At 59.8% G+C, this 22,948-nt stretch carries 17 protein-coding genes; 2 read left to right on the forward strand and 15 right to left on the reverse strand.

Going from position 1 to position 22,948, the window contains the following annotated elements; genetic code table 11:
* Positions 1-91: 91 nt before the first annotated feature.
* The 12 genes from LVW35_RS18990 to leuC all read right to left on the reverse strand — a co-directional run bounded on the left by LVW35_RS18990 (position 92) and on the right by leuC (position 13,998).
* Positions 92-751, reverse strand: coding sequence for an SPOR domain-containing protein (locus LVW35_RS18990; RefSeq protein ID WP_233891551.1), 660 nt, complete (start codon positions 749-751; stop codon positions 92-94).
* Positions 735-2,042 carry a bifunctional tetrahydrofolate synthase/dihydrofolate synthase gene (folC, locus tag LVW35_RS18995; RefSeq protein ID WP_233891552.1) on the reverse strand — a complete coding sequence of 436 codons (1,308 nt, stop codon included), beginning with the start codon at positions 2,040-2,042 and terminating at the stop codon, positions 735-737. Before folC ends, LVW35_RS18990 begins: the two co-directional genes overlap by 17 nt.
* The gene (accD, locus tag LVW35_RS19000; protein WP_233891553.1) at positions 2,039-2,959 is read right to left on the reverse strand and encodes an acetyl-CoA carboxylase, carboxyltransferase subunit beta; all 921 of its coding nucleotides are present in this window, start codon (positions 2,957-2,959) and stop codon (positions 2,039-2,041) included. The genes folC and accD overlap by 4 nt, the downstream gene beginning before the upstream one ends.
* A gap of 243 nt (positions 2,960-3,202) precedes the next feature.
* Positions 3,203-3,835, reverse strand: coding sequence for a phosphoribosylanthranilate isomerase (locus LVW35_RS19005; protein WP_233891554.1), 633 nt, complete (start codon positions 3,833-3,835; stop codon positions 3,203-3,205).
* Positions 3,836-3,898: 63 nt separating this feature from the next.
* Positions 3,899-4,723 carry a tRNA pseudouridine(38-40) synthase TruA gene (gene truA / locus LVW35_RS19010; RefSeq protein WP_233896516.1) on the reverse strand — a complete coding sequence of 275 codons (825 nt, stop codon included), beginning with the start codon at positions 4,721-4,723 and terminating at the stop codon, positions 3,899-3,901.
* Positions 4,724-4,864: 141 nt separating this feature from the next.
* Positions 4,865-7,432: a FimV/HubP family polar landmark protein gene (locus LVW35_RS19015; RefSeq protein ID WP_233891555.1), complete on the reverse strand. Its 2,568-nt coding sequence runs from the start codon at positions 7,430-7,432 to the stop codon at positions 4,865-4,867.
* Positions 7,433-7,594: 162 nt separating this feature from the next.
* Positions 7,595-8,605, reverse strand: a complete 1,011-nt coding sequence (locus LVW35_RS19020) for an aspartate-semialdehyde dehydrogenase (protein WP_233891556.1) — start codon at positions 8,603-8,605, stop codon at positions 7,595-7,597.
* A 117-nt stretch (positions 8,606-8,722) separates the two neighbouring features.
* Positions 8,723-9,835, reverse strand: a complete 1,113-nt coding sequence (gene asd / locus LVW35_RS19025) for an aspartate-semialdehyde dehydrogenase (protein ID WP_233891557.1) — start codon at positions 9,833-9,835, stop codon at positions 8,723-8,725.
* 64 nt (positions 9,836-9,899) lie between these two features.
* Positions 9,900-10,982, reverse strand: a complete 1,083-nt coding sequence (leuB, locus tag LVW35_RS19030) for a 3-isopropylmalate dehydrogenase (RefSeq protein ID WP_233891558.1) — start codon at positions 10,980-10,982, stop codon at positions 9,900-9,902.
* A 52-nt stretch (positions 10,983-11,034) separates the two neighbouring features.
* A complete protein-coding gene (locus LVW35_RS19035) occupies positions 11,035-11,799 on the reverse strand; it encodes a class I SAM-dependent methyltransferase (protein WP_233891559.1) in 765 nt (254 codons plus the stop codon).
* Positions 11,800-11,924: 125 nt separating this feature from the next.
* A complete protein-coding gene (gene leuD, locus LVW35_RS19040) occupies positions 11,925-12,569 on the reverse strand; it encodes a 3-isopropylmalate dehydratase small subunit (protein ID WP_233891560.1) in 645 nt (214 codons plus the stop codon).
* A 10-nt stretch (positions 12,570-12,579) separates the two neighbouring features.
* Positions 12,580-13,998, reverse strand: a complete 1,419-nt coding sequence (leuC, locus tag LVW35_RS19045; RefSeq protein WP_233891561.1) for a 3-isopropylmalate dehydratase large subunit — start codon at positions 13,996-13,998, stop codon at positions 12,580-12,582.
* A 139-nt stretch (positions 13,999-14,137) separates the two neighbouring features.
* Here leuC and LVW35_RS19050 point away from each other — a divergent pair, with 139 nt between their 5' ends.
* Both LVW35_RS19050 and LVW35_RS19055 read left to right on the forward strand, forming a co-directional pair.
* Entirely contained in the window at positions 14,138-15,028 is an 891-nt protein-coding gene (locus LVW35_RS19050; RefSeq protein WP_233891562.1) for a LysR family transcriptional regulator, read from the forward strand.
* Positions 15,029-15,094: 66 nt separating this feature from the next.
* A complete protein-coding gene (locus LVW35_RS19055) occupies positions 15,095-18,391 on the forward strand; it encodes a sensor domain-containing protein (RefSeq protein WP_233891563.1) in 3,297 nt (1,098 codons plus the stop codon).
* Here LVW35_RS19055 and LVW35_RS19060 read toward each other — a convergent pair.
* The 3 genes from LVW35_RS19060 to LVW35_RS19070 form a co-directional block, all read right to left on the reverse strand.
* Entirely contained in the window at positions 18,388-20,313 is a 1,926-nt protein-coding gene (locus LVW35_RS19060) for a hypothetical protein (protein ID WP_233891564.1), read from the reverse strand. The two genes, LVW35_RS19055 and LVW35_RS19060, sit on opposite strands and share 4 nt — an antisense overlap.
* Before the next feature lie 262 nt (positions 20,314-20,575).
* Entirely contained in the window at positions 20,576-21,511 is a 936-nt protein-coding gene (locus tag LVW35_RS19065; RefSeq protein WP_233891565.1) for a hypothetical protein, read from the reverse strand.
* Between the two features lie 78 nt (positions 21,512-21,589).
* Positions 21,590-22,561, reverse strand: coding sequence for a hypothetical protein (locus LVW35_RS19070; RefSeq protein ID WP_233891566.1), 972 nt, complete (start codon positions 22,559-22,561; stop codon positions 21,590-21,592).
* Between the last annotated feature and the right edge of the window lie 387 nt (positions 22,562-22,948).

A 22,948-nucleotide genomic window follows, 5' to 3' on the forward strand; every position in this document is an offset into this window, starting at 1 on the left:
TAGCGTTGGTCCAGCCGGCACACTGAATGCTGGTAGACCGCCATCGGGGGCAAGCCCCCTCCCACATTTTTTACTGCATTCCAGGCTGAAATCAGCCGCGCTCAGGCTGGAAACGGGTCACAAAACCCTTGAGGTTCTGCTGGCGGTCCAACAGATCTCGCAGGCGATCCGCCTCGGCACGTTCGATCAACGGCCCGATAAACACGCGGTTCTTGCCGTCGGCGCTGCGGATATAGGCGTTATAGCCCTGGCTACGCAGCTTCTTCTGCAATGCATCAGCACCTTCGCGATTGCCCAGGCTGGCCACTTGAATCGACCAACTGATCGGTAGGCCATTCGGATCAATACGGCTCTGGCCCACATCCGGCTTGCCCGGCGCAGCAGGTTGCGGCGCTACCGGCTTAGGTGCGGGCGCAGGCGCGGCAGGCTTGACCGCTACAGTCGGCGCAGGCGTTGGCTTGACCACCGGCACGCTCGGCTGAACCGGCATCGACGGGGCTTGCTGGGCCGCAACCTCAGCATCGCTCGGCACCGGCTCTTCTTCCGGCAAGGCCTGGGGCTCAGGCACCACCACCGGCTCAACCTGTACTTGCGGCACCGACGGCGCCTGCGGGGCAGCCGGGGCTTCGACGATTACTTGACGCTCTTCGTCCTGACGCGAAAACAACATCGGCAGGAAAATCACGGCCAACGCCACCAGAACCAGGGCTCCGACCATTCGCTGCTTATATGCGCTATCCAGTAATGCCATGTGCAGCTTCCTCCGTGGAGCGCCGGGCCAACCACTCGAGCGCCTCGGCGACACAATAAAATGACCCGAACAACAGAATCTCATCATCGGGTGTGGCAACGGCGCACTGCGCTTCAAGGGCATCGGTCACGCTTGCATACGACGCCACCTGCGCACCAAGGTTCTGCAAGGCCACTTCCAGCTCGGCGGCTGGCCGACTGCGGGAAGTATCCAATGGCGCTACCGCCCACGCCTGGACATTGCCCAGCAAGGGAGCGACCACACCGTCGAGGTCCTTATCGGCCAGCAGACCGAATACTGCAAGGCGGCGGCCGACCGGCGGCGTGCGCAACAGGCGTTGCGCCAGGTACTCCGCCGCATGGGGGTTATGCCCCACATCCAGCAGCAGGTTCAGGCGCTTGCCCTGCCATTCGAATTCACGGCGATCCAACCGACCGACTACACGCGTCGCCAACAAAGTAGCGGCGATCTGCTCGGCATCCCACGGCAGGTCCAGCAGCAGATAGGCCTGAAGTGCGAGCGCGGCATTTTCCATCGGCAGGTTCAGCAGCGGCAAGTCACGCAACGCGACCACTTGACCACGGGCATCACGCCCACGCCACTGCCAGTGCCGCGCACCGACTTCAAGATTGAAGTCGCGACCACGCAGCAAAAACGGGCAATCCAGCTCGCACACCTTGTCGAGCAAGGTATGCGGCGGATCCAGGTCGCCGCACAGTGCAGGCTTGCCCTGGCGGAAGATCCCGGCTTTTTCGTAGGCCACGGATTCGCGGGTATTGCCCAGATAGTCGGCGTGGTCCACACCAATGCTGGTGACCAATGCCAGGTCGGCATCCACCACATTGACCGTGTCCAGACGTCCGCCCAGGCCAACTTCCAGCACCACCACATCCAGTTGCGCACGCTCGAACAGCCAGAACGCCGCCAAGGTGCCCATCTCGAAGTAAGTCAGGGTAGTCTCGCCCCGCCCGGCATCAAGTGCGGCAAAGGCTTCGCAGAGTTGCTCATCGGTGGCTTCGACGCCATTGAGCTGCACCCGCTCGTTGTAACGCAGCAGGTGCGGGGAATTGTAGACGCCGACTTTCAGGCCCTGGGCCTGCAGCAGCGCCGCGACAAAGGCACAGGTAGAGCCTTTGCCGTTGGTGCCGGTCACCGTGATCACGCGCGGTGCCGGCCGGCCCAACCCGAGGCGGGCCGCTACCTGTTGCGAGCGCTCCAGGCCCATGTCGATGGCAGACGGATGCAACTGCTCAAGGTAGGCGAGCCATTCGCCCAGGGTACGTTGGGTCATAGGTTTGCAGGCACCGGCGGCACGACGATCGGTTCAATTTTAGGCGCAACGTACACAGGGGTCGGCAGGCCCATCATTTGCGCCAGCAGGTTGCCCAGGCGAGGACGCAGTTCACCACGCGGGATGATCAGGTCGATCGCACCGTGCTCCAGCAGGAATTCGCTGCGCTGGAAGCCCTCCGGCAGTTTTTCACGCACGGTCTGCTCGATCACACGCGGGCCGGCGAAGCCGATCAACGCTTTAGGCTCGCCGACGATCACGTCACCCAGCATCGCCAGGCTGGCGGAAACGCCGCCATAGACCGGGTCGGTCAGTACCGAGATGAACGGGATGCCTTCTTCACGCAGACGCGCCAGCACCGCAGAGGTCTTGGCCATTTGCATCAGGGAGATCAGGGCTTCCTGCATGCGCGCGCCACCAGAGGCGGCGAAGCAGATCATCGGGCAACGGTTTTCCAGCGCGTAGTTGGCGGCGCGAACGAAACGCTCACCAACGATGGCACCCATGGAGCCGCCCATGAAGGAGAACTCGAAAGCCGAAACAACGACAGGCATACCCAGCAGCTTGCCGCTGACGGAAATCAGCGCGTCTTTCTCGCCGGTCTGCTTCTGCGCACCGACCAGACGGTCCTTGTACTTCTTGCTGTCGCGGAACTTGAGCCGATCAACCGGCTCCAGGTCCGCGCCCAGCTCGTTGCGGCCGTCAGCATCCAGGAAGATATCGATGCGGGCGCGGGCGCCGATACGCATGTGGTGATTGCACTTGGGGCAAACGTCCAGGGTCTTTTCCAGTTCCGGGCGGTACAGCACCGCGTCGCAGGATGGGCACTTGTGCCACAGACCTTCAGGAACCGAGCTTTTCTTCACCTCGGAACGCATGATCGAAGGGATCAGTTTGTCTACTAACCAGTTGCTCATGCTTTCTTTCTCCAGTACCGGTGGCTTGAACACAGCCCCGCGTATGCCCTTGAGCTAAATTCATATGTGGCGATGACACATGCGGGACGGGGTCAGACGTTCGACCGGCCTTTTCCTGCTGTATCCTCAGCCTTCCAGACAACCTGCCAGCGCAGGGTTGCCACTTCGTTTCCGGGCCACCCACAGGCGGCGCCGGGCTGTTTTACACAGTGGTAGTTATGGACGGCGGCAGACTGCCAGCCGTCACATCCTGCCACTGCTGTTGCGCACGGCCTGCATGAATGCGCGAATCTTGCTGTGATCCTTGATGCCCTTGCCCTGCTCTACCCCACCGCTGACATCCACGGCATAGGGGCGAACCTGTTCGATCGCCGCCCCGATATTTGCGGGGTTGAGCCCGCCAGCCAAGATGATCGGCTTGCTCAAGCCTTCGGGAATCAGCGACCAATCGAACGCTTCACCCGTACCGCCCGGCACGCCTTCGACATAGGTATCCAGCAGGATTCCGCGAGCGCCACCATATGCGGCACATGCAGCCGCGATATCATCCCCGGCCTTGACGCGCAGCGCCTTGATATAGGGACGCTGGTAGCCTTCACACTCATCAGGACTTTCATCACCGTGAAACTGCAGCATGTCCAACTGCACGGCATCCAGGGTTTCATTGAGTTCGCAGCGGCTGGCGTTGACGAACAACCCCACGGTGGTCACGAACGGTGGCAAGGCTGCAATGATCGCCCGGGCCTGCAACACATTCACCGCCCGCGGGCTCCTGGCGTAAAACACGAAACCGATGGCATCCGCCCCCGCCTCGACTGCCGCCAGCGCGTCTTCTATGCGGGTAATCCCGCAAATCTTGCTGCGAACGGCTGACATGTCGTGGAAACCTCAGGGATGGGCCGAGAAAGTCCCGGATGGTAACAAAAGCTTTTCCGGGCGTCAGCCGCCAAGTTCGCTGAAACCTGTGAGGAAGTGTGGCCCGATGAAACGTTCCGGCAATTCGAACTCGTCACGGTACTCCACATCCACCAGGTACAGGCCGAACGGATGCGCCGTAACCCCGCCCGTACGGCGGACGCGGCTCTCCAGCACTTCCTTGGACCACTCCACCGGGCGCTCGCCGGTGCCGATGGTCATCAGCACTCCGGCAATGTTTCGAACCATATGGTGCAGAAACGCACCGGCACGGATATCCAGCACGATCATTTTGCCATGACGGGTCACCCGCAGGTGGTGGACTTCCTTGATCGGCGACTTGGCCTGGCACTGGCCAGCACGGAAGGCACTGAAATCATGCACGCCGACCAGGTGCTGCGCCGCTTCGGCCATGCGTTCGGCATCCAGCGGGCGATGGTTCCAGGTAATTTCTTCGTTAAGGTGCGCCGGGCGGATCTGGTCGTTGTAGATCACGTAGCGATAACGTCGGGCGATGGCTTTGAAGCGCGCATGAAAATGCGCAGGCATGACCTTGGCCCAACTGACGCTGACGTCATGGGGCAAATTGATATTAGCGCCCATTACCCACGCCTTCATGGTGCGCTCGGCCTGGGTATCAAAGTGCACCACCTGCCCGCAGGCATGCACACCGGCGTCGGTACGTCCGGCACACATCAGCGACACCGGCGAGTCAGCGACTTTCGACAACGCCTTTTCCAGCGTTTCCTGCACCGTCAGCACGCCAGAGGCCTGGCGCTGCCAGCCGCGATAGCGCGAGCCTTTGTATTCCACGCCCAGGGCGATGCGGTAAAAGCCTGCGGCCGCTATTTCGGCGGCCGCGTTATCTATATTTGCCAAGAACTGAGAGCCTGATGAGTTGCGCAAAGGCGGCCATTATGCCGATTTGTGTGGGCGCCCACAAAAGCAAAACGGCGACCCGAAGGTCGCCGTCGCGTGAACACTAGCCTATCAGGCTAATCGACCGAGCATTTCCTTGGCCTCGCCACGCTGAGTCTCGTCACCCTCGATCAGCACTTCGGAAAGGATGTCCCGTGCGCCGTCCGCATCGCCCATGTCGATATAGGCCTGGGCCAGGTCGAGCTTGGTGGCAACCTCGTCTGTGCCGGACAAAAAGTCGAATTCCGGCTCATCATCGCCCAATGCCGCGTCTTCGGCGGTGAAGGACGGCTCGATGGACGGATGTTCCAGGCTCTGGGACAGACGATCCAGCTCGGCGTTGACGTCATCCAGCTCCGAGGCGAAAGCATCAGGCTTGGCAGGCGCCTCCGGCTCATCGGCCAGGGACAGGTCAAAATCTTCCGGCAGATCGAAGTCATCCAGCGCCGCCGGGGTCAGGGTCGGGGGCTCGACGGCTGGCACGTCCTTCATCTGCTCTTCCAGGCCGGAGAGGAAGTCGTCGTCGGATTGCGCAGAAGCCGGCTCATCCAGTTGCAGGTCCAGGTCGAAGTCCGACAGATCATTCGCCGCGGCCTGGGCTTCGGTTTGCTGCTGCAAAAGCGATTCGAAGTTCTGCTGATCGTTCTTGACCTCAGCCGCAGAGGCTTCTTCCAGATCGTCCAGGCTCAGGTCGAAATCGGTGTCGAAGGCCTCTGGCGCAGGCACCGCCGGCTTGTCTTCGAGCAAATCCTTGACGTATTGAGCGTCCAGGGCAGCGGCGGCAACCGCAGCGCTGACGCCCGCCGCCAACACGGCCATGGCCGGGAAGCGACTCTTGAGCCGCTCTACCTGGGCATGGTTTTCACCATTGGCCACCAACTGACGCTCCTGGGTCACGAAACCGTCTTTGTCGTTTTGCAGGCCGTAGACTTCCATCAGTTTCAAACGCAGGTCGCTGCGTTTGGGCTCGTGCTTGATCGCCTGCTGGAGAACATCGGCAGCCTGGTTCAGGTGCCCACGGTCGATATGGGATTGGGCCTGGGCCAGCGCATCGCTGGAGTTCACCGGGGCAACAGCAACCGCCAGCGGGGCGAGCACAGAGGCAACGGTCGGCACTACGACGGCCGGCTCAACCACCGGCGCGGCCGCTGGCGTGGCGGCCAGCTTGACGTTTGGCGGCGGCACTTCGAGGCCTTCGAAGCTGTCGGGTGGCAGGTCGTGATCGATGTTCGAGGTGAACTCCGGCTCTTCCGCCAGGGCCCGCGCCATGCGCAGGTGTTTTTCCTCTTCGCGGCGAGCATTGCGATGGCGTGCCCACAACAGCAGGAGCAGCAACACCAGCAAAATAGCCGCACCACCGAGCACGCCGAGCACAACTGGGTTGGTCAGCAGGTCGTTGAACTTGCCCTCAGTGGTGGCAGGCGCTGCAGCCGTCTTGGCTGGTTCAGTCGCTGGCGCAGCGGGTGCGGGTGCAGGTGCGGGCGTCGCTGTGGCTGCATCGGGAGCTGCGGTCACAGCAGCCGGTTCGCCGGCCAACTGCGCGGGCATCGCCGCCGTGGCAGAAGCCGCCGGAACGCCCTTCTCAGCCTGCAAACGCGCGAGCTGATCGTTTTTCAGCTGAATCAGCTTTTGCAGCTTGTCCAATTGACTTTGCAGGTCTGCCGCGCGGCTTTTCAGTTCTTCGTTATCGCGACGGGTGGTGTCCAACTGCTCCTGGGTCATCGCCAGCTTGTCGCTCAATGCCGCGCTATCGCCGGCCTTGCCTTTGGCGCCTTTCCTGGCTGCCTCGGCAGACACCAGGCTCAAATTGTCCTTGGCGTTGGTGCTCGCGGGTGCATTACCGGCCTGGGTGCGCTTGGTGGCGTCCAGTTGCTGCTTACCTGCCGATGGGTTGGTAGCGGCACGGCGACCTTGGCGCCAGGCCGCATTTTGCGCACTGACTTCGGCGATCGCCTGGGGTTGCGGCAGCGCGGTGCTTTGTACGGGATCGGGCAGGCGCAGGACCTGGCCGGTTTTCAAGCGGTTGATATTGCCGTCGATGAAGGCGTCGGGGTTCAGCGCCTGGATTGCCAGCATGGTCTGCTGCACCGAGCCGCCATTGCGGTTCTTAGCGGCAATTTCCCACAAGGTGTCGCGGGATGTGGTCGTGTGTTGTGTCGGCTTGCTTGCGGCCGGCGCGCTGCTGGCCGGTGCAGCCAGACGCGGCGCGGGCGCGGCGGCCGTCGGTGCAGGTTGATCGAATTTGGCCGGATCAAGCAAGACGCTGTAATCGCGCATCAACCGCCCATTGGGCCATTGCACCTGCAACAGAAAGCGTACGTAGGAATCGGGCAGCGGCTTACTGGAGGTGACGCGCACCACGCTGCGGCCATTAGGGTTGACGACTGGAGTAAACGTCAAGTCATCGAGGAACGCCTGGCGATCAACGCCCGCATCCACAAACGCCTGGGACGACGCCAGGCTTGGCGTGATCTCGGAAGCGGTGAGGCCACCGACATCGAGCAATTCGATTTCCACCGCCAGCGGCTGGTTCAACTTCGACTTGAGGGTCATTTCCCCCAGCTGCAGCGCCTGCGCCATACCGGAGGACAGCGCCGAGGCGGCCGCTATTGCTAACACCAGTTTGCGAACTTGAACCATAGCCTCATCCTTTGTTTGAACACTCCCCGGCCTGCGAGAAGGTTGGTAACCGCTGCCATAAGGCATGGCGAGCCGATAGGTCACCGACGCGCAACTTTTCCTACCTGGGGCCAAGCATAGCGCCTGGCTAGAATCAATCTACAAATTGCCGCCAAGTATCTTTTACGCAAGGCCTTTTATCAACAACTGCGCCAGTTGCACGGCATTCAGTGCGGCGCCTTTGCGTACGTTATCTGACGTCAGCCACAGATTTAGTTCCGCCGGGTCGTCCACGCCTGCCCTTACACGCCCCACGTAGACCACATCCTGGCCCACCGCATCACCGACTGCTGTAGGAAAATCCCCTTCATCCACGAGCTCGATCCCCGGCGCAGCGTCAAGTGCGCGGTTCACCCCAGCGAGGTCGACCGCCGCGCCCAGTTGCAGGGACACAGTCAGGCTATCGCCAAAAAACACCGGGGCTTGAACGCAGGTTGCGGAAATCTTCAGCAAAGGTAATTCCAGCACTGCGCGCAGTTCGTGTACGAGACGCTTCTCCAAGGCTGTATGACCTTGGGCATCTGGGGTGCCGACTTGTGCCAACAGGTTGAAGGCCACCTGCCGATCAAAAAACTTCGGTTCCAGCGGGCGCATATTCAGCAGCTCAGCGGTTTGCCGCGCCAGCTCGCTGACCGCCTCACGCCCCTGGGCAGACATCGCCAGGTTGGCGGTGACGCTCACGCGCTGGATGTCCAGCAAACCTCGTAATGGCGCTAGGACCACCGCCAGGTTGGTCGCCGATGGGCTTGGGCTACCGAGTTGAAATGGCTTTTTAAGGCCGTCCAGCACATGGGCATTGGCTTCCGGCACCACCTGCGGCGCCTGCTCGGCCGGCAAGGCGCCGGACAAGTCGATCACCGAGCAACCTGCTGCAGTAGCACGTGACGCGAAACTCAAGGTGACTGCTGGCCCCGCCGCAAAGAACGCCAGTTGAGCCTTATTGAAGTCGAACTCATCGACCTCCTTGACCCGCACATTCTTGCCGCGAAACGGCACCGATGCGCCCGCCGAGTTGTTGCCCGCCAACAGATACAAGGTGCCCACTGGAAAACTCAGTTCTTCGAGTATATGCACCAGGGCTTCGCCAACGGTGCCGGTGGCGCCGATTACGGCGATTTCAAAGGTCTGGGTCATGGGGGCTGCCTCGGGCATTGCGGGGGGAGCGGCACTTTACCGGGTGGCTGGGGGTGAGGCCAATAAAAAACCCGCGCCTGTCACCAGAGCGCGGGTTTCTTCAACACGTCAAAGCGATCAACGCTCCAGCAAGATCCGCAGCATGCGGCGCAGCGGTTCGGCCGCGCCCCACAGCAGTTGGTCGCCCACGGTGAACGCGCCCAGGAACTGGCTGCCCATGTTCAGCTTGCGCAGACGGCCAACCGGTACATTCAAGGTGCCGGTGACCTTGGTCGGGCTCAGCTCCTGCATGCTGATATCGCGGTTGTTCGGTACCAGCTTGACCCAAGGGTTGTGCTGACTGATCAAGGCTTCGATATCGGCGATCGGCACGTCTTTGTTCAGCTTGATGGTCAGCGCCTGGCTGTGGCAGCGCATCGCGCCGATACGCACGCAGATGCCGTCCACCGGGATCGGGCTCTTGAAGCGACCGAGGATCTTGTTGGTCTCGGCCTGGGCCTTCCACTCTTCGCGGCTCTGGCCATTCGGCAGCTCTTTGTCGATCCACGGGATCAGGCTGCCGGCCAAGGGCACGCCGAAGTTCTCGGTCGGGTAGGCCTCACTGCGCATGGCTTCGGCCACACGACGGTCGATGTCGAGGATCGCGCTGGCGGGATCGGCCAGTTGATCGGCGACAGCAGCATGGGTCGCGCCCATTTGCTTGATCAGTTCACGCATGTTCTGCGCGCCGGCGCCGGAGGCCGCCTGATAGGTCATGGCGCTCATCCATTCGACCAGGCCAGCCTCGAACAAGCCACCCAGGCCCATCAGCATCAGGCTGACGGTGCAGTTACCGCCGACGTAGTTCTTGGTGCCCGCATCCAGCTGCTGGTCGATGACCTTGCGGTTCACCGGGTCAAGGATGATCACCGCATCATCCTGCATGCGCAGGCTCGAGGCGGCGTCGATCCAGTAACCCTGCCAGCCGGCTTCGCGCAGCTTGGGGAAGACTTCGCTGGTGTAGTCGCCACCCTGACAGGTCAGAATCACGTCGAGGGTTATCAGCTCTTCAATGCTGTAGGCGTCCTTGAGCGGGGCAATATCCTTGCCCACGGACGGCCCTTGGCCACCCACATTTGAAGTGGTGAAAAACACCGGCTCAATAAGATCGAAATCCTGCTCTTCCAGCATCCGCTGCATGAGCACGGAACCGACCATACCGCGCCAACCGATCAGACCTACACGTTTCATCGCAACTACACCTTGTTAAAAAGTGGGCCGCCTTGCAGCAACAACTGCAAGCGGGCCCGAGAGATTACAGATTCCGCAGCGCGGCGACTACTGCGTCGCCCATTTCTTGCGTACCGACCTTGGTGCAACCCTGCGACCAGATGTCACCGGTGCGCAAGCCCTGGTCCAGCACCAGGCTCACGGCTTTCTCGATCGCGTCGGCTGCGTCGCCCAGGTTGAAGCTGTAACGCAGCATCATCGAAACCGACAGGATGGTCGCCAGCGGGTTGGCAATGCCTTGGCCCGCGATGTCCGGCGCCGAACCGTGACAAGGCTCGTACATGCCCTTGTTGTGGGTGTCCAGGGACGCCGACGGCAGCATGCCGATGGAACCGGTGAGCATCGACGCCTGGTCGGACAGGATGTCGCCGAACAGGTTGTCGGTGACGATCACATCGAACTGCTTCGGTGCACGCACCAGTTGCATGGCGGCGTTGTCGACGTACATGTGGCTCAGTTCGACATCCGGGTAGTCCTTGGCCACTTCTTCGACGATTTCGCGCCACAGTTGGCTGGAAGCCAGGACGTTGGCCTTGTCTACCGAGCAGACCTTCTTGCCACGCACGCGGGCCATGTCGAACCCCACACGAGCGATACGACGGATTTCGCTCTCGCTGTACGGCAGGGTGTCGTAGGCCTGGCGTTCGCCATTTTCCAGCTCACGCACGCCGCGTGGCGAGCCGAAGTAGATACCGCCGGTCAGCTCACGCACGATCAGGATATCCAGGCCCGCCACCACTTCCGGCTTGAGGCTCGACGCGTCAGCCAGTTGCGGGTAGAGGATCGCCGGGCGCAGGTTGCCGAACAGGCCCAGTTGCGCGCGGATTTTCAGCAGGCCGCGCTCAGGGCGGATGTCACGTTCGATCTTGTCCCATTTCGGGCCACCCACGGCGCCGAGCAGCACGGCGTCGGCCGCACGGGCGCGGTCCAGGGTTTCATCGGCCAGGGGCACGCCGTGCTTGTCGATGGCCGCGCCGCCGATCACGTCGTGGCTCAGCTCAAAGCCCAAGCTGTACTTGGTGTTGGCCAGTTCCAGCACCTTGACCGCTTCGGCCATGATTTCCGGACCAATACCGTCGCCAGGGAGAATCAGAATCTGCTTGCTCATGCGTTCCTCATTTCATCGAGCGACCCGCCCGTGGGCGGGTCGGAAAAATAGATCAGCGTTCAGCGAAAACCACCAGCACGTCGGTGCTGAAGGTGCCGTCGGCCTGAATTTCGTAATAATCGCGCACTTCCTGGCCCATCGCCTTTTGCAGCTCCAGGATGGCAGCGCGCAGAACCTCTGGCGTGCGCATTCGCTCGACCCACGAGGTGTATTCCAAGCGCAGGCGCTGACGACTGCTGGTGCGTACATGCAGGCCGGATTCGCTGAGCTGCTGCATCCATTCGGCGGCGGAATAATCGCGCACGTGACTGGTATCGCGCAGCACTTCGACGGTTTGAAGGTAAGTGTCCAACAGCGGGCTGCCCGGTGACAAGACATCGACGAACGCCGCCACGCCGCCCGGCTTGAGTATGCGGCGTACTTCGCGCAGGGCCAGGCCGAGGTCGCTCCAGTGGTGGGCCGAATAACGGCTGAACACGAAGTCGAACTCGCCATCGGCGAACGGCAAGCGTTCGGCGGCGCCGTGGACGGTGCGGATGTTGGCCAGGCCACGGTCTGTCGCCGCAGCGGCGACTACGTCGAGCATCTGCTGTGACAGGTCGTAGGCGACGACTTCTTTGACCAGTGGCGCTACGTGGAAACTCACATGGCCGGCCCCGCAACCCAGGTCCAGCAGGCGTGCACCGCCCTGCCCGGCCAGTTCGGCCTGCAACAGCGCGAATTCGGTGCCTTGGGCGTGCACGGCACTGCTCAGGTAGGCCGAGGCTTGCTCGCCGAATTGTTTTTGCACGACTTGGGTGTGGGCGGTGGTGGCCATGGTGGTTTTCCTTGGGGCTTGTGTTGTTTGTACTGCCGTCTTCGCGAGCAGGCCCGCTCCCACATTTGATTGCATTTCAACTGAAGAAACCGGGTCGAATGTGGGAGCGGGCTGCTTACATCAGGTCAGGCATCGCGAAACAACCAAGGCTGGCTCGCCCGGTGCCTGGCTTCAAACGCAGCAATCGCATCGCCGTCCTGCAAAGTCAGGCCGATGTCGTCCAGGCCGTTGATCAGACAGTGCTTACGGAACGCATCCACTTCAAAGTGATACACCTTGCCGTCCGGACGGGTCACGGTCTGCGCAGCCAGGTCGACAATCAGTTGGTAGCCCTCTTCGGCCTCTACCTGCTTGAACAGCTCGTCCACTTCGGCATCGCTCAAGATGATCGGCAGCAGACCGTTCTTGAAGCTGTTGTTGAAGAAGATGTCGGCATAGCTCGGCGCGATGATGCTGCGAAAGCCATACTCTTCCAGGGCCCATGGCGCGTGTTCACGACTGGAGCCGCAGCCGAAGTTTTCCCGGGCCAGCAGGACGCTGGCGCCCTGGTAACGCTCGGCGTTGAGCACGAAGTCCTTGTTCAGCGGGCGCTTGGAGTTGTCCTGGTAGGCGTAGCCCACGTCCAGGTAGCGCCACTCATCGAACAGGTTCGGGCCGAAGCCGGTGCGCTTGATCGACTTCAAGAACTGCTTGGGGATGATCTGGTCGGTGTCGACGTTGGCGCGATCCAAAGGGGCGACAAGACCGGTGTGTTGAGTAAAAGCACGCATCGGGTATTCCTCAGATCAATTCGCGAACGTCGATGAAACGACCGTTGACAGCAGCCGCAGCGGCCATGGCCGGACTGACCAGGTGGGTCCGCCCGCCAGCGCCCTGGCGCCCTTCGAAGTTACGGTTGGAGGTGGACGCGCAATGTTCGCCCGACTCCAAGCGGTCCGGGTTCATCGCCAGGCACATGGAGCAGCCCGGCTCACGCCATTCAAAACCGGCGTCAAGAAAGATCTTGTCCAGGCCTTCGGCTTCGGCTTGCGCTTTGACCAGACCCGAACCCGGCACCACGATGGCTTGCTTGATGGTGGACGCGACCTTACGGCCTTTGGCGATCACCGCCGCCGCGCGCAGGTCTTCGATCCGCGAGTTGGTGCAGGAACCGATGAACACGCGATCCAACTGGATATCGGTGATCGCTTGGTTGGCCTGCAAGCCCATGTACTTCAAGGCGCGCTCGATGGAGCCACGCTTGACCAGGTCGGCTTCCTGCGCTGGGTCCGGCACGTTCTGGTCGACAGCCAGGACCATCTCCGGCGAGGTCCCCCAGCTGACTTGCGGCTTGATCTGGGCAGCGTCCAACTCAACCACGGTGTCGAATACCGCATCGGCGTCGGAGACCAGGTCTTTCCAGGCTTCCACGGCGGCATCCCACTCCGCGCCTTGCGGGGCGAATGGGCGGCCCTTGACGTATTCAACGGTCTTTTCGTCCGCTGCCACCATGCCGACGCGGGCACCGGCTTCGATGGACATGTTGCAGATGGTCATGCGGCCTTCGATGGACAGGTCGCGAATGGCGCTGCCGGCGAACTCGATGGCATGGCCGTTACCGCCGGCGGTGCCGATCTTGCCGATCACAGCCAGCACGATGTCTTTAGCGGTCACGCCGAACGGCAATTTGCCCTCAACGCGAACCAGCATGTTTTTCATTTTCTTGGCGACCAGGCACTGGGTGGCGAACACATGTTCCACCTCGGACGTGCCAATGCCGTGGGCCAAGGCGCCGAACGCACCGTGGGTGGAGGTGTGGGAGTCGCCGCAGACCACGGTCATGCCCGGCAAAGTGGCCCCCTGCTCCGGGCCGATCACGTGCACGATGCCTTGACGCACGTCATTCATCTTGAATTCGGTGATGCCATATTCGTCGCAGTAGTCGTCGAGGGTCTGCACTTGCAAACGCGACACCTGGTCGGCAATGGCTTCGATACCGCCCTTGCGCTCCGGGGTAGTCGGTACGTTGTGGTCGGGTGTGGCGATGATGGAGTCGACACGCCAAGGCTTGCGCCCGGCCAGTCGCAGGCCTTCGAACGCTTGCGGCGAGGTCACTTCATGGATGATGTGACGGTCGATATAGATCAGCGACGAGCCATCGTCGCGCCGTTTCACTTCATGGGAATCCCAAAGCTTGTCGTACAGCGTTTTGCCGGCCATCAGTCGGTCCTCATCAGCGGTGTTTCTCTATGCCGGGTTTTCAATAACCCTTTGGCTTGTGAGGCTGATGGTATGGCGCTACATTAAATAACTCAAATTCATATTTTTTATGCTTTGGATTACCAACTGGAATACAACAATGGACCTGGCCAACCTCAATGCCTTTATCGCTATCGCCGAGACCGGCAGCTTCTCCGGCGCGGGTGAACGCCTGCACCTGACCCAGCCCGCCATCAGCAAACGTATCGCCGGCCTTGAACAACAATTGAAGGTGCGCTTGTTCGATCGCCTGGGCCGTGAAGTCGGCTTGACCGAGGCTGGGCGGGCCTTGCTGCCGCGCGCCTATCAGATCCTCAACGTGCTGGACGACACGCGTCGCGCCCTCACTAACCTCACCGGCGAGGTCAGCGGCCGTCTCACGTTAGCCACCAGTCACCATATCGGCCTGCACCGCTTGCCACCGGTGCTGCGTACCTTTACCCGGGAATACCCGAATGTGGCGCTGGATATTCAGTTCCTCGATTCGGAAGTGGCCTACGAAGAAATCCTCCATGGCCGCGCCGAAGTGGCGGTGATCACTCTGGCGCCCGACCCTCACCACCTGGTGCGTGCTACTGCGGTGTGGGATGACCCACTGGATTTCGTGGTGGCCCCCGAGCACAGCTTGATCAGCAATGGCAGCATCAGCTTGGCCGATATCGCCGGCCACCCGGCGGTTTTCCCCGGAGGCAACACCTTTACCCACCATATTGTCAGCCGGTTGTTCGAGGCCCAGGGTCTTACACCGAACATCGCGATGAGCACTAACTATCTGGAAACCATCAAGATGATGGTGTCCATCGGTCTGGCCTGGAGTGTTTTGCCGCGCACCATGCTCGATGATCAGGTGGCAAGTATCGCTTTGCCGGGCATACAGCTCAGTCGCCAGCTAGGCTATATCGTGCACACCGAAAGGACGCTGTCGAATGCTGCGCGGGCTTTCATGAGCCTATTGGATGCACAAGTCGATCTGCCAGGGATCCCGGCATGAAACTGTGCGGCCTCAAGGTCTGAACTGAACCGCGCCTTACGCCCATCGAGCCAAGGCCCTTTGATAATGCGCAACCCCGTCGACTCCGTGCCACCTCTGCCCCGCATCTACGCCCTCGACCCTCAAGAGGCGGAACAAAGCTGGGACAATGCTCCGCAATTGCTGGCAGCGCTCAATGCTGCCCGGCTGGGTGCGTGGAGCTGGGAAATCGACACCGGCAAAATAAGCTGGTCGCGCGGCACCCAGGCACTGTTCGGTTTTGATCCGCGCCAGCCGCTGCCCAAGGATCTGGATTACCTCGACCTGCTCGCGCCAGAGGATCGCGCCCGTGTGGTGCGGGCCTTTCATGCCGTACTGGCGGGCGAGCCGTTCGAGCAGGCCATGCATCACCACATCCAGTGGCCGGACGGCACTCACCACTGGCTGGAGATCAATGGCAGCCTGGCACCCGACAAAGCCGGCCGGCGCCGCATGATCGGGGTGATCCGCGAGACCACCCGCCAGCGCGAACGGGAGCACGCCCTCAGCCACTCCGAAAAACGCTTTGCCACACTGTTTCACCTGTGCCCGAACATGGTCCTGCTCACCCGCCAGTCCGACGGACTGATCAGCGAAGCCAATCAGTATTTCGAAATGCTGTTCGGCTGGCCACTGGCCGACGCTATCGGTCGCACCACCTTGGACCTGGGCCTGTGGCGCCACCCGGAGCAACGCGGGCAGTTGGTCAAGGCCACCCAGCGCAAGGGCGAGCCCATCACCATGGAGGTGCAGTTTTGTGCCAGTAACGGCCAGATCCACGATGGCACCCTCAGCGCGCAAAAAGTCGAGCTGGAGGGTGAGGCCTACCTGATCAGCACTTTTCTCGACACCACCGACCGCAAGAACGCCGATCAGGCCCTCAAGGACAGCCAGGAACGCCTCGACCTGGCACTGGATTCGGCGCAATTGGGCACCTGGGACTGGCACATCCCCACCGGCATGCTCTACGGCTCGGCCCGCGCCGCTCAACTGCACGGGCTGCCCCCGGAGCCGTTCCATGAATCCTTTGACGCGTTCTTCGAGGGCATGCCCGATGAAGAGCGCGAGAGCATGCGCAACGCCTATCGCACCTTGCGCGAGGGCCCGGCCGGCAATTATCAACTGACTTACCGCGTGCCCATGGAAGACGGCAGCTCACGCTACCTTGAAAGCCGCGCGCGGCTGTACCGCGATGAACACGGCGCACCGGTGCGCATGGCCGGCACCTTGCTGGACATCACCGACCAGGTCGAACGCGAACAGCGCCTGACCGCTTCCGAAGAAAAATTCGCCAGCCTCTTTCAAGCCAGCCCCGACCCGATCTGCGTCACTGGCCTGGACAGCGGTGCGTTTATCGAGATCAACCCGGCGTTTACCCAGACTTTTGGCTGGACGGCCGCCGAGGTGATCGACAAGAGCGCCGAGCAGATCGGCCTGTGGGACGAATCCAGCAAGCGCCTGCAACGCATCGAACGGGTGATCCGCGAGCAGGCGCTGAGCAATGTGGCGATTGTGGTGCATCACAAGAACGGCCAGGCGCTGACCTGCGTGATTTCCAGCCGCTTGATCAAAGTCGGTGATCAGTCATGTATCGTCACCACCTTGCGCGATATCACCCAGCAACAGCGTTCGGAAGCCGCACTCAAGGCCAGTGAAGAGAAATTCGCCAAAGCCTTTCATTCCAGCCCCGATGCGATTTCCATCACCGAGCGTGACACCGGCCGCTATGTAGAGGTCAACGACGGCTTCTGCCGGCTGACCGGCTATCGCGCCGAAGAAGCCATTGGCCTGACCCTGTACCAGATCGGCATCTGGGCCGACGAGAACCAACGCGCCGCGCTGCTGGCCGAATTGCAGATCAAGGGCCGCATCCATCACTTGGAAATGCTCTGGCACAACAAACGCGGCGAGTTGCTGGCGGTGGAAGTCTCGGTGGAACCCATCACCTTGAATGAAACCCCGTGCCTGCTGCTGACCGCGCGGGACGTGAGCCTGTTGAAAAACGCCCAGGCGCAAATTCGCCACCTGGCCTATCACGACCCGCTGACCAACTTGCCGAACCGCGCCCTGTTGATGGACCGCCTGAGCCAACAGATTGCCCTGCTCAAGCGTCACAACCTGCGCGGTGCCTTGCTGTTCCTCGACCTCGACCACTTCAAGCACATCAACGACTCGCTCGGTCATCCGGTGGGCGACACGGTGCTGAAAATTGTCACGGCACGCCTGGAAGCCAGTGTGCGCATGGAGGACACCGTGGCGCGCCTGGGGGGCGATGAGTTTGTGGTGCTGCTCAGTGGCCTGGATGGCACGCGCACGGAAGTCAGCGGCCAGGTACAGCAATTGGCCGACACCTTACGTGAGTTGCTGTCTGAGCCGATGTTTCTGGATGGCCATCGCTTGCAGGTCACGCCGAGCATTGGCGTGGCGCTGATCCCCGATCACGGCTCTACCCCGGCGGACTTGCTCAAACGCGCCGACATCGCCCTGTACCGTGCCAAGGACTCGGGCCGCAACACCACGCAGATGTTCCACAACAGCATGCAAAAGACCGCCAGCGAACGCTTGCGCATGGAAACCGACCTGCGCCTGGCCCTGTCCCGCGGCGAGTTCAGCGTGCATTACCAACCGCAGGTGGATGCACGCGGCAACAAAATCGTCGGCGCCGAGGCCCTGGTGCGCTGGCAGCATCCGCAACTGGGCGCGCAGTCACCCTCCGACTTTATCAAGGTACTGGAGGACAGTGGCCTGATCCTTGAAGTGGGCACCTGGATCCTGGATGAAGCCTGCGCGACCTTTCAACAACTGATCGCGGAAGGCTTGGTCGACCCGTTGAACTTCAGCCTGTGCGTGAACATCAGCCCCCGACAGTTTCGCCAGAATGACTTCGTGGAGCGGGTGGAGCGCAGCCTCAAGCACCACCAATTACCGTTCAGTCTGTTGAAACTGGAAATCACCGAAGGCATCGTGATACAGAACCTGGACGACACCATCAGCAAAATGCGCCGCCTGAAAAAGCTCGGCGTGAGCTTTGCGATGGATGACTTCGGCACCGGGTATTCATCGCTTACCTACCTAAAGCGCCTGCCGGTGGATGCGCTGAAGATCGACCAGTCCTTTGTGCGCGACGCGACCCATGACCCCAACGACGCGGAAATCATCCGCGCCATTGTCGCCATGGCCCGCAGCCTTAACCTGGAGGTGATTGCCGAAGGGGTGGAAACCCAGGACCAGTTGGCCTTCCTGCAGGGTCTGGGCTGCCATTTGTACCAAGGGTATTTGCACAGCCGGCCACTGCCCATGATCGGATTCAGGGAGCGCTTGATCGCGGGCGGGGCCCTGAGCTAAACCAGTTTCAGGGCGTAACCTTTCTCGCTCATCCAACGCGAGCCTTTCAAGACCTTCTTGGCTCCGTAATGATCAAAGACCCCGTCTATCACAACTACAGAATGCTGGAAGTTTGCCAGGGTGCCCGGTACTCCCGACGCCAACTCCTGCACGCTGCTTTGGCGAATAAAGGCATACAAGCCAAGACGACGCAGCGCGTCTCCCGCAATCTCACCGTCGTTCAGGGTTTGCAGGGCGCTTGCATAACTGGCGCCGGCGCGGAACTCGTGGTTTTCCATCTGAGCACGCTTGGCACTCACGCCATAGAGGAACACGGCATCGTCAACCAGCCCCTTATCCTCCCCCCTGAATTGTGCCGCCTCACGTGCCTTTTCCAACTCGGCATGGGTCAGGCGCACGGTGCAACCATCACGCATCACAACGGTGAAGCCTTTCGGCGTCTCGACGACACGCTTGTAGATGCCAGAAGGATTTTGCCCGAACTTGTTCATCGCAGCCTTGATCGCCGATACGGTGACACAGTTCCCTTCAAAGCCCTGATAGAAACCGCTCAAGGTATCAACCGGTTTGGTCCCCACAGGCACGCCGGACAGCCGCGCCGGCCACCCGTCAGGCTCGACGGGCTGATCGGGTAAAAACTGGTAGCCGTAGTCGTTGCCAACCGCCTCTTTACCGCCGTCGCTATGCTTGAACCCACCGACCACCAAGGCACCTGAAGAGTTAAATATTTGGGTAACGCCGATGCTATCGGGCTTGCGCAGATCATCAGGCGATAACTTTCGCAGGAAGCCGACCACGCCCATCCCCTTCAACAAGTTGTATAGGGTCTCTCCCCGTAAAGTGCTCGACAGCGCCGCATCAAATGACGTGTTGCGTTCAAGCTGTTTGCGCTTGGCGAAGGCTGCCAGCATGAAATTGGCGCTCTTCACCATTTGCGCATCAGGGCCGACAAATCGCGAGGATTGACCGGCGCGCTCCACTTCTTGCGTTGACAGCGTCATTTTAAAACCATCTTTCAGGGTGACATTGAACTGATGTGGCGTGGCTTCGACTTTTTCAAACACATCGGAAGGCGACCTGCCAAACCTGAGCATCATCAGCTTGAAAACGGCCGCATGGCTGCTGAGGTCGATAAACTCGCCGAATTTTCGCGGGGTTGTATCAAACCCCTGTAACACCTCGGTGACTTGGGGACGGGCAGTCTGAGGCTCAGGATCAACCTTGGGCACAACAATTGGCGGTGCCGGGCTGATGCGAGGCTTTGGCGCAGGGTCCGTCACCAACGTATACATGTAGGCACGGTCAGGTGAACCCTGCTTGCCGAAGCGGTATGCCTTGCCGGCGTGAATCAGCGATGAACCAGCGTCATAACTGTCTGCGACCCCAAGTCCTCCTTCGTTGACAACGGTTGCAGTGGGCAGGTAACGCAGATGCTTGGACAATCCCATGCCTTTGAGCATGTTAAAGGTCGTTTCACCCTGCAGCGACTGAGCCAGGACTGATGCGAAATCGGGTAGACCCGCTGTATTGCGAGTACCCAGTTGTTTGCGCTTGATAAACACCGCCAGCGCGAAATGTGCACTACCAAGTACTTCACTATCACTGCCGGTAAAACACGAGGCCGCTCCAGCCTGTTGTAGCTCTTGCTCTGATAGATGCAGCGTGTAGCCGTCTTTCATGGTCACGTCAAAACCATCGGTAGTGCTGCGTACCTCATTGAACATATCAGCAGGACGCACGCCAAAAGTGAGCATCATCAATTTGATGACTGCGCTATGGGAGCTCGCATTGTAGTGTTCGCCGAAGCGGCGTTGCCGGGCGTCAAATGCGGTGATAAGTGAAGCGTCATTTTCCAAGTGCTCGGAACGTTGCAGCGCCAGGGGCGTTATGCGCACAGAAGATCCAATTGCGGACACATTCATATAATCAACTCATCATTAAATAGTTAGAAGGGACAGCACTAAAAAAAAACCTAAACTTTGCAATTCAGCGCCCAACATAAAAAGGCAGGTTGAGACGACTGAGGGCTGCACTACCCACTCGTTCGAAATCTGCTATTTACAAAAGACTGGGATCTCTGACCCGTGGAACTTCACAAGTCTCAATGTGCAAAAAACTGAAGTAACATTCCCAACAGAAATTCTTCGATCTGTTCGTTGCGAACTCATCGTTTGAACCGCGGTATCAGACCAATGCGATGGCGTCCCCATTGGTCGGCCGGCGGCCCTTGCGTCCGTACAGTTCCTCACATCCATCTACTACAGCCACCGAGTGCCCACGCCTGTTGACCATGCCTATCAATGATTTGTCTGCAAAGTCACTCACCTTCACGCGCCGCGTATGAGCCTTCAGGCCCAAACGCTTGAAACCTTCTCCCGGGCCTCGTTCATCCTCGCCATCGTTAAGACTTCTGATCGCCGCCTCAAAACTTCTTTTGGCCGTGCCGTCATTATTTTCAATCTGCGCACGCTTGGCGGAACAGGCAAACATAAAGTGAGCATCCTTCAACATCCCCTGATCATCGATCCCGACAAAGTTGGAACCTCGAATGGCCCGGTTCAGTTCAGAATCTGTCAAATTCAGCTTGAACCCATCGCGCATGACCACCTTATAACCCTCAGCAGTTTTTTCAACAGACGCGTAAATACTCTTTGGGTTTTGGCCAAACTTTGCCATCGCTGCCTTGATGGCGGAGATTGTTACGCAATTACCATTCTTGCCCTGCCGAAACCCTCTCCAGATGCTTTTAGGTTTTTCTCCCTTTGGTTTATTGGAAAGTACAGAAATGTGATCGAGTTGCTTATCGACCTGCACCGTATCGGGCTGCACAAAGGGTTGTGGTAAAGTTTTTTCATGATTTACCGAATCAGACGGGCGCACATCTTTACGCACCAGGCTCTGTATCTGGTTCAGGAGTTGCTTGAACAAATCAATCAGCGTGCCCATCAGCACTGCGGCGTCTGCGTGTTGGCTGACGCTGGTCGGCATCCTGTGGGGGCATACAGTGGGTGGCGTGGCGTCCCGTATTGGAACCTCCGGCAATACACGAGCCGAACGGTCTGGGGCCGGGTAAGCATCAAAGATGGGGCGTTCGAGATAATTACGACTGGTCGATAACATGCTTTAGCCTCGTTGAATGCTCCCTGACCAGCCAGCCAGGGAACGGATATTTAGGGTCAGTGCATTAAGGCGGCGGGTTCAAAAGCGTTGGCGCAGACCATGTCTGACAGCCATGCGGCTATCGAACCGGGCTTGGGAAGGACTGCGCAAATCGTCCTCTAGGTCATCGGGAGCAGGCGATGTAAGGTCCGAAGTGGGCGGGCTAGGCACTTCGGGTAGTACAGGCGGCTTGGCGTCTGAACTTTTAATCGTCACAGGGGGGACCTGAGGCTGTGGCGTGGTCTGCGTTTCGACCTTTGGCGTCACCGACGGTTGGGGCAACGGCTGCGTATCGTCCTTCGGCGTCACCGACGGTCGGGGCAACGGCTGCATATCGACCTTCGGCGTCACCGACGGCTGCGGTGTAGTGCGCTCATCTGTATGCGGGCAGTGACAGCCCTGAACGTGCACCGTCACATTGATATCAGAGGACACCTTATTCTGCTGCGCCACATCATTCAGAGAAGTCGTTGATTGCTGGGCATTGAGTTTGCCATCAGGAGCAACAGTCACCTGAGTGCGCTCATCCGACAGTATTTTGACTTGCGGACCAACCTTCTGCTGGGCCTTGGAATCCGTCTGCAACTCGGTTTTGGGTTGCCCCCCTACATCCACGTCTACCTTGCCATCTTGGCTTGACGCTACGTCGGACTTGGCAGGCTTTACCTGTTGCGTCACCGCGTCCTTAACAACTTTACCTTCAGCGTTGGGGTTAATGTGGGGTTGAGTGTCCAATTCACTTGATGACTTAGGGAATACGCCCATGCCCAACAATATGCTACGCATCGCCTTGACCGCAAACTCAAAAATTGCAAACAACTTCTCCAAGGACTCTTTGCTCACAGTCACTAGGTTTTCTTTTTGCGCTGGGGCGCTATCTTTCAGAAACTTATTAATACTTTCCGTAGACGGTGATGATTCGCCCGGCGTGTTCACTGGCACTGTCGCCGGATTAAGGTTCGCATAATTCATATTCATCGACGGAAACTGATTGGTCGACACATTGGACATATTTTTTACTCCTCAGATTGTGTTCAACACCCACATGCACAGGCGGGGCCCGTTTATTGATTGAGAGTATGAAGCTGCTGCAAACACTCCGAACTCGAGGGATTCGTGGGCCGCAAAGAGTATGAGTTCCGATAAGTCGCAGCTCATATAAGGAAACCAAATGAGCCGCGCTGTATTTTTCCTATGGACAATCCGCCAAAACCCGCGAACACACGCACATCGAACGCGCCAGTTTTCGTCACAGGCAGAAACATTCCGGGAACTAAGCAATGTAAAGAAAACAACAACTCTTAGATCGGTTTGCAACCTGTGTTAATTAGCGCGCACGCCACTACGCGAAAACATATTGGTAAACGCGCAGCCTTAACATTCAGTACCATTTGAGAA

It is taken from the genome of Pseudomonas sp. HN11 (genome assembly GCF_021390155.1).
In the GTDB taxonomy this organism is placed as follows: Bacteria; Pseudomonadota; Gammaproteobacteria; order Pseudomonadales; family Pseudomonadaceae; genus Aquipseudomonas.

Coding starts and splice junctions, on each gene's coding strand:
- LVW35_RS18990 (WP_233891551.1), bottom strand. CDS start 751: ATGGCATTACTGGATAGCGCATATAAGCAGCGAATGGTCGGAGCCCTG.
- folC (WP_233891552.1), bottom strand. CDS start 2,042: ATGACCCAACGTACCCTGGGCGAATGGCTCGCCTACCTTGAGCAGTTG.
- accD (WP_233891553.1), bottom strand. CDS start 2,959: ATGAGCAACTGGTTAGTAGACAAACTGATCCCTTCGATCATGCGTTCC.
- LVW35_RS19005 (WP_233891554.1), bottom strand. CDS start 3,835: ATGTCAGCCGTTCGCAGCAAGATTTGCGGGATTACCCGCATAGAAGAC.
- LVW35_RS19015 (WP_233891555.1), bottom strand. CDS start 7,432: ATGGTTCAAGTTCGCAAACTGGTGTTAGCAATAGCGGCCGCCTCGGCG.
- LVW35_RS19020 (WP_233891556.1), bottom strand. CDS start 8,605: ATGACCCAGACCTTTGAAATCGCCGTAATCGGCGCCACCGGCACCGTT.
- asd (WP_233891557.1), bottom strand. CDS start 9,835: ATGAAACGTGTAGGTCTGATCGGTTGGCGCGGTATGGTCGGTTCCGTG.
- leuB (WP_233891558.1), bottom strand. CDS start 10,982: ATGAGCAAGCAGATTCTGATTCTCCCTGGCGACGGTATTGGTCCGGAA.
- LVW35_RS19035 (WP_233891559.1), bottom strand. CDS start 11,799: ATGGCCACCACCGCCCACACCCAAGTCGTGCAAAAACAATTCGGCGAG.
- leuD (WP_233891560.1), bottom strand. CDS start 12,569: ATGCGTGCTTTTACTCAACACACCGGTCTTGTCGCCCCTTTGGATCGC.
- leuC (WP_233891561.1), bottom strand. CDS start 13,998: ATGGCCGGCAAAACGCTGTACGACAAGCTTTGGGATTCCCATGAAGTG.
- LVW35_RS19050 (WP_233891562.1), top strand. CDS start 14,138: ATGGACCTGGCCAACCTCAATGCCTTTATCGCTATCGCCGAGACCGGC.
- LVW35_RS19055 (WP_233891563.1), top strand. CDS start 15,095: ATGCGCAACCCCGTCGACTCCGTGCCACCTCTGCCCCGCATCTACGCC.
- LVW35_RS19060 (WP_233891564.1), bottom strand. CDS start 20,313: ATGAATGTGTCCGCAATTGGATCTTCTGTGCGCATAACGCCCCTGGCG.
- LVW35_RS19065 (WP_233891565.1), bottom strand. CDS start 21,511: ATGTTATCGACCAGTCGTAATTATCTCGAACGCCCCATCTTTGATGCT.
- LVW35_RS19070 (WP_233891566.1), bottom strand. CDS start 22,561: ATGTCCAATGTGTCGACCAATCAGTTTCCGTCGATGAATATGAATTAT.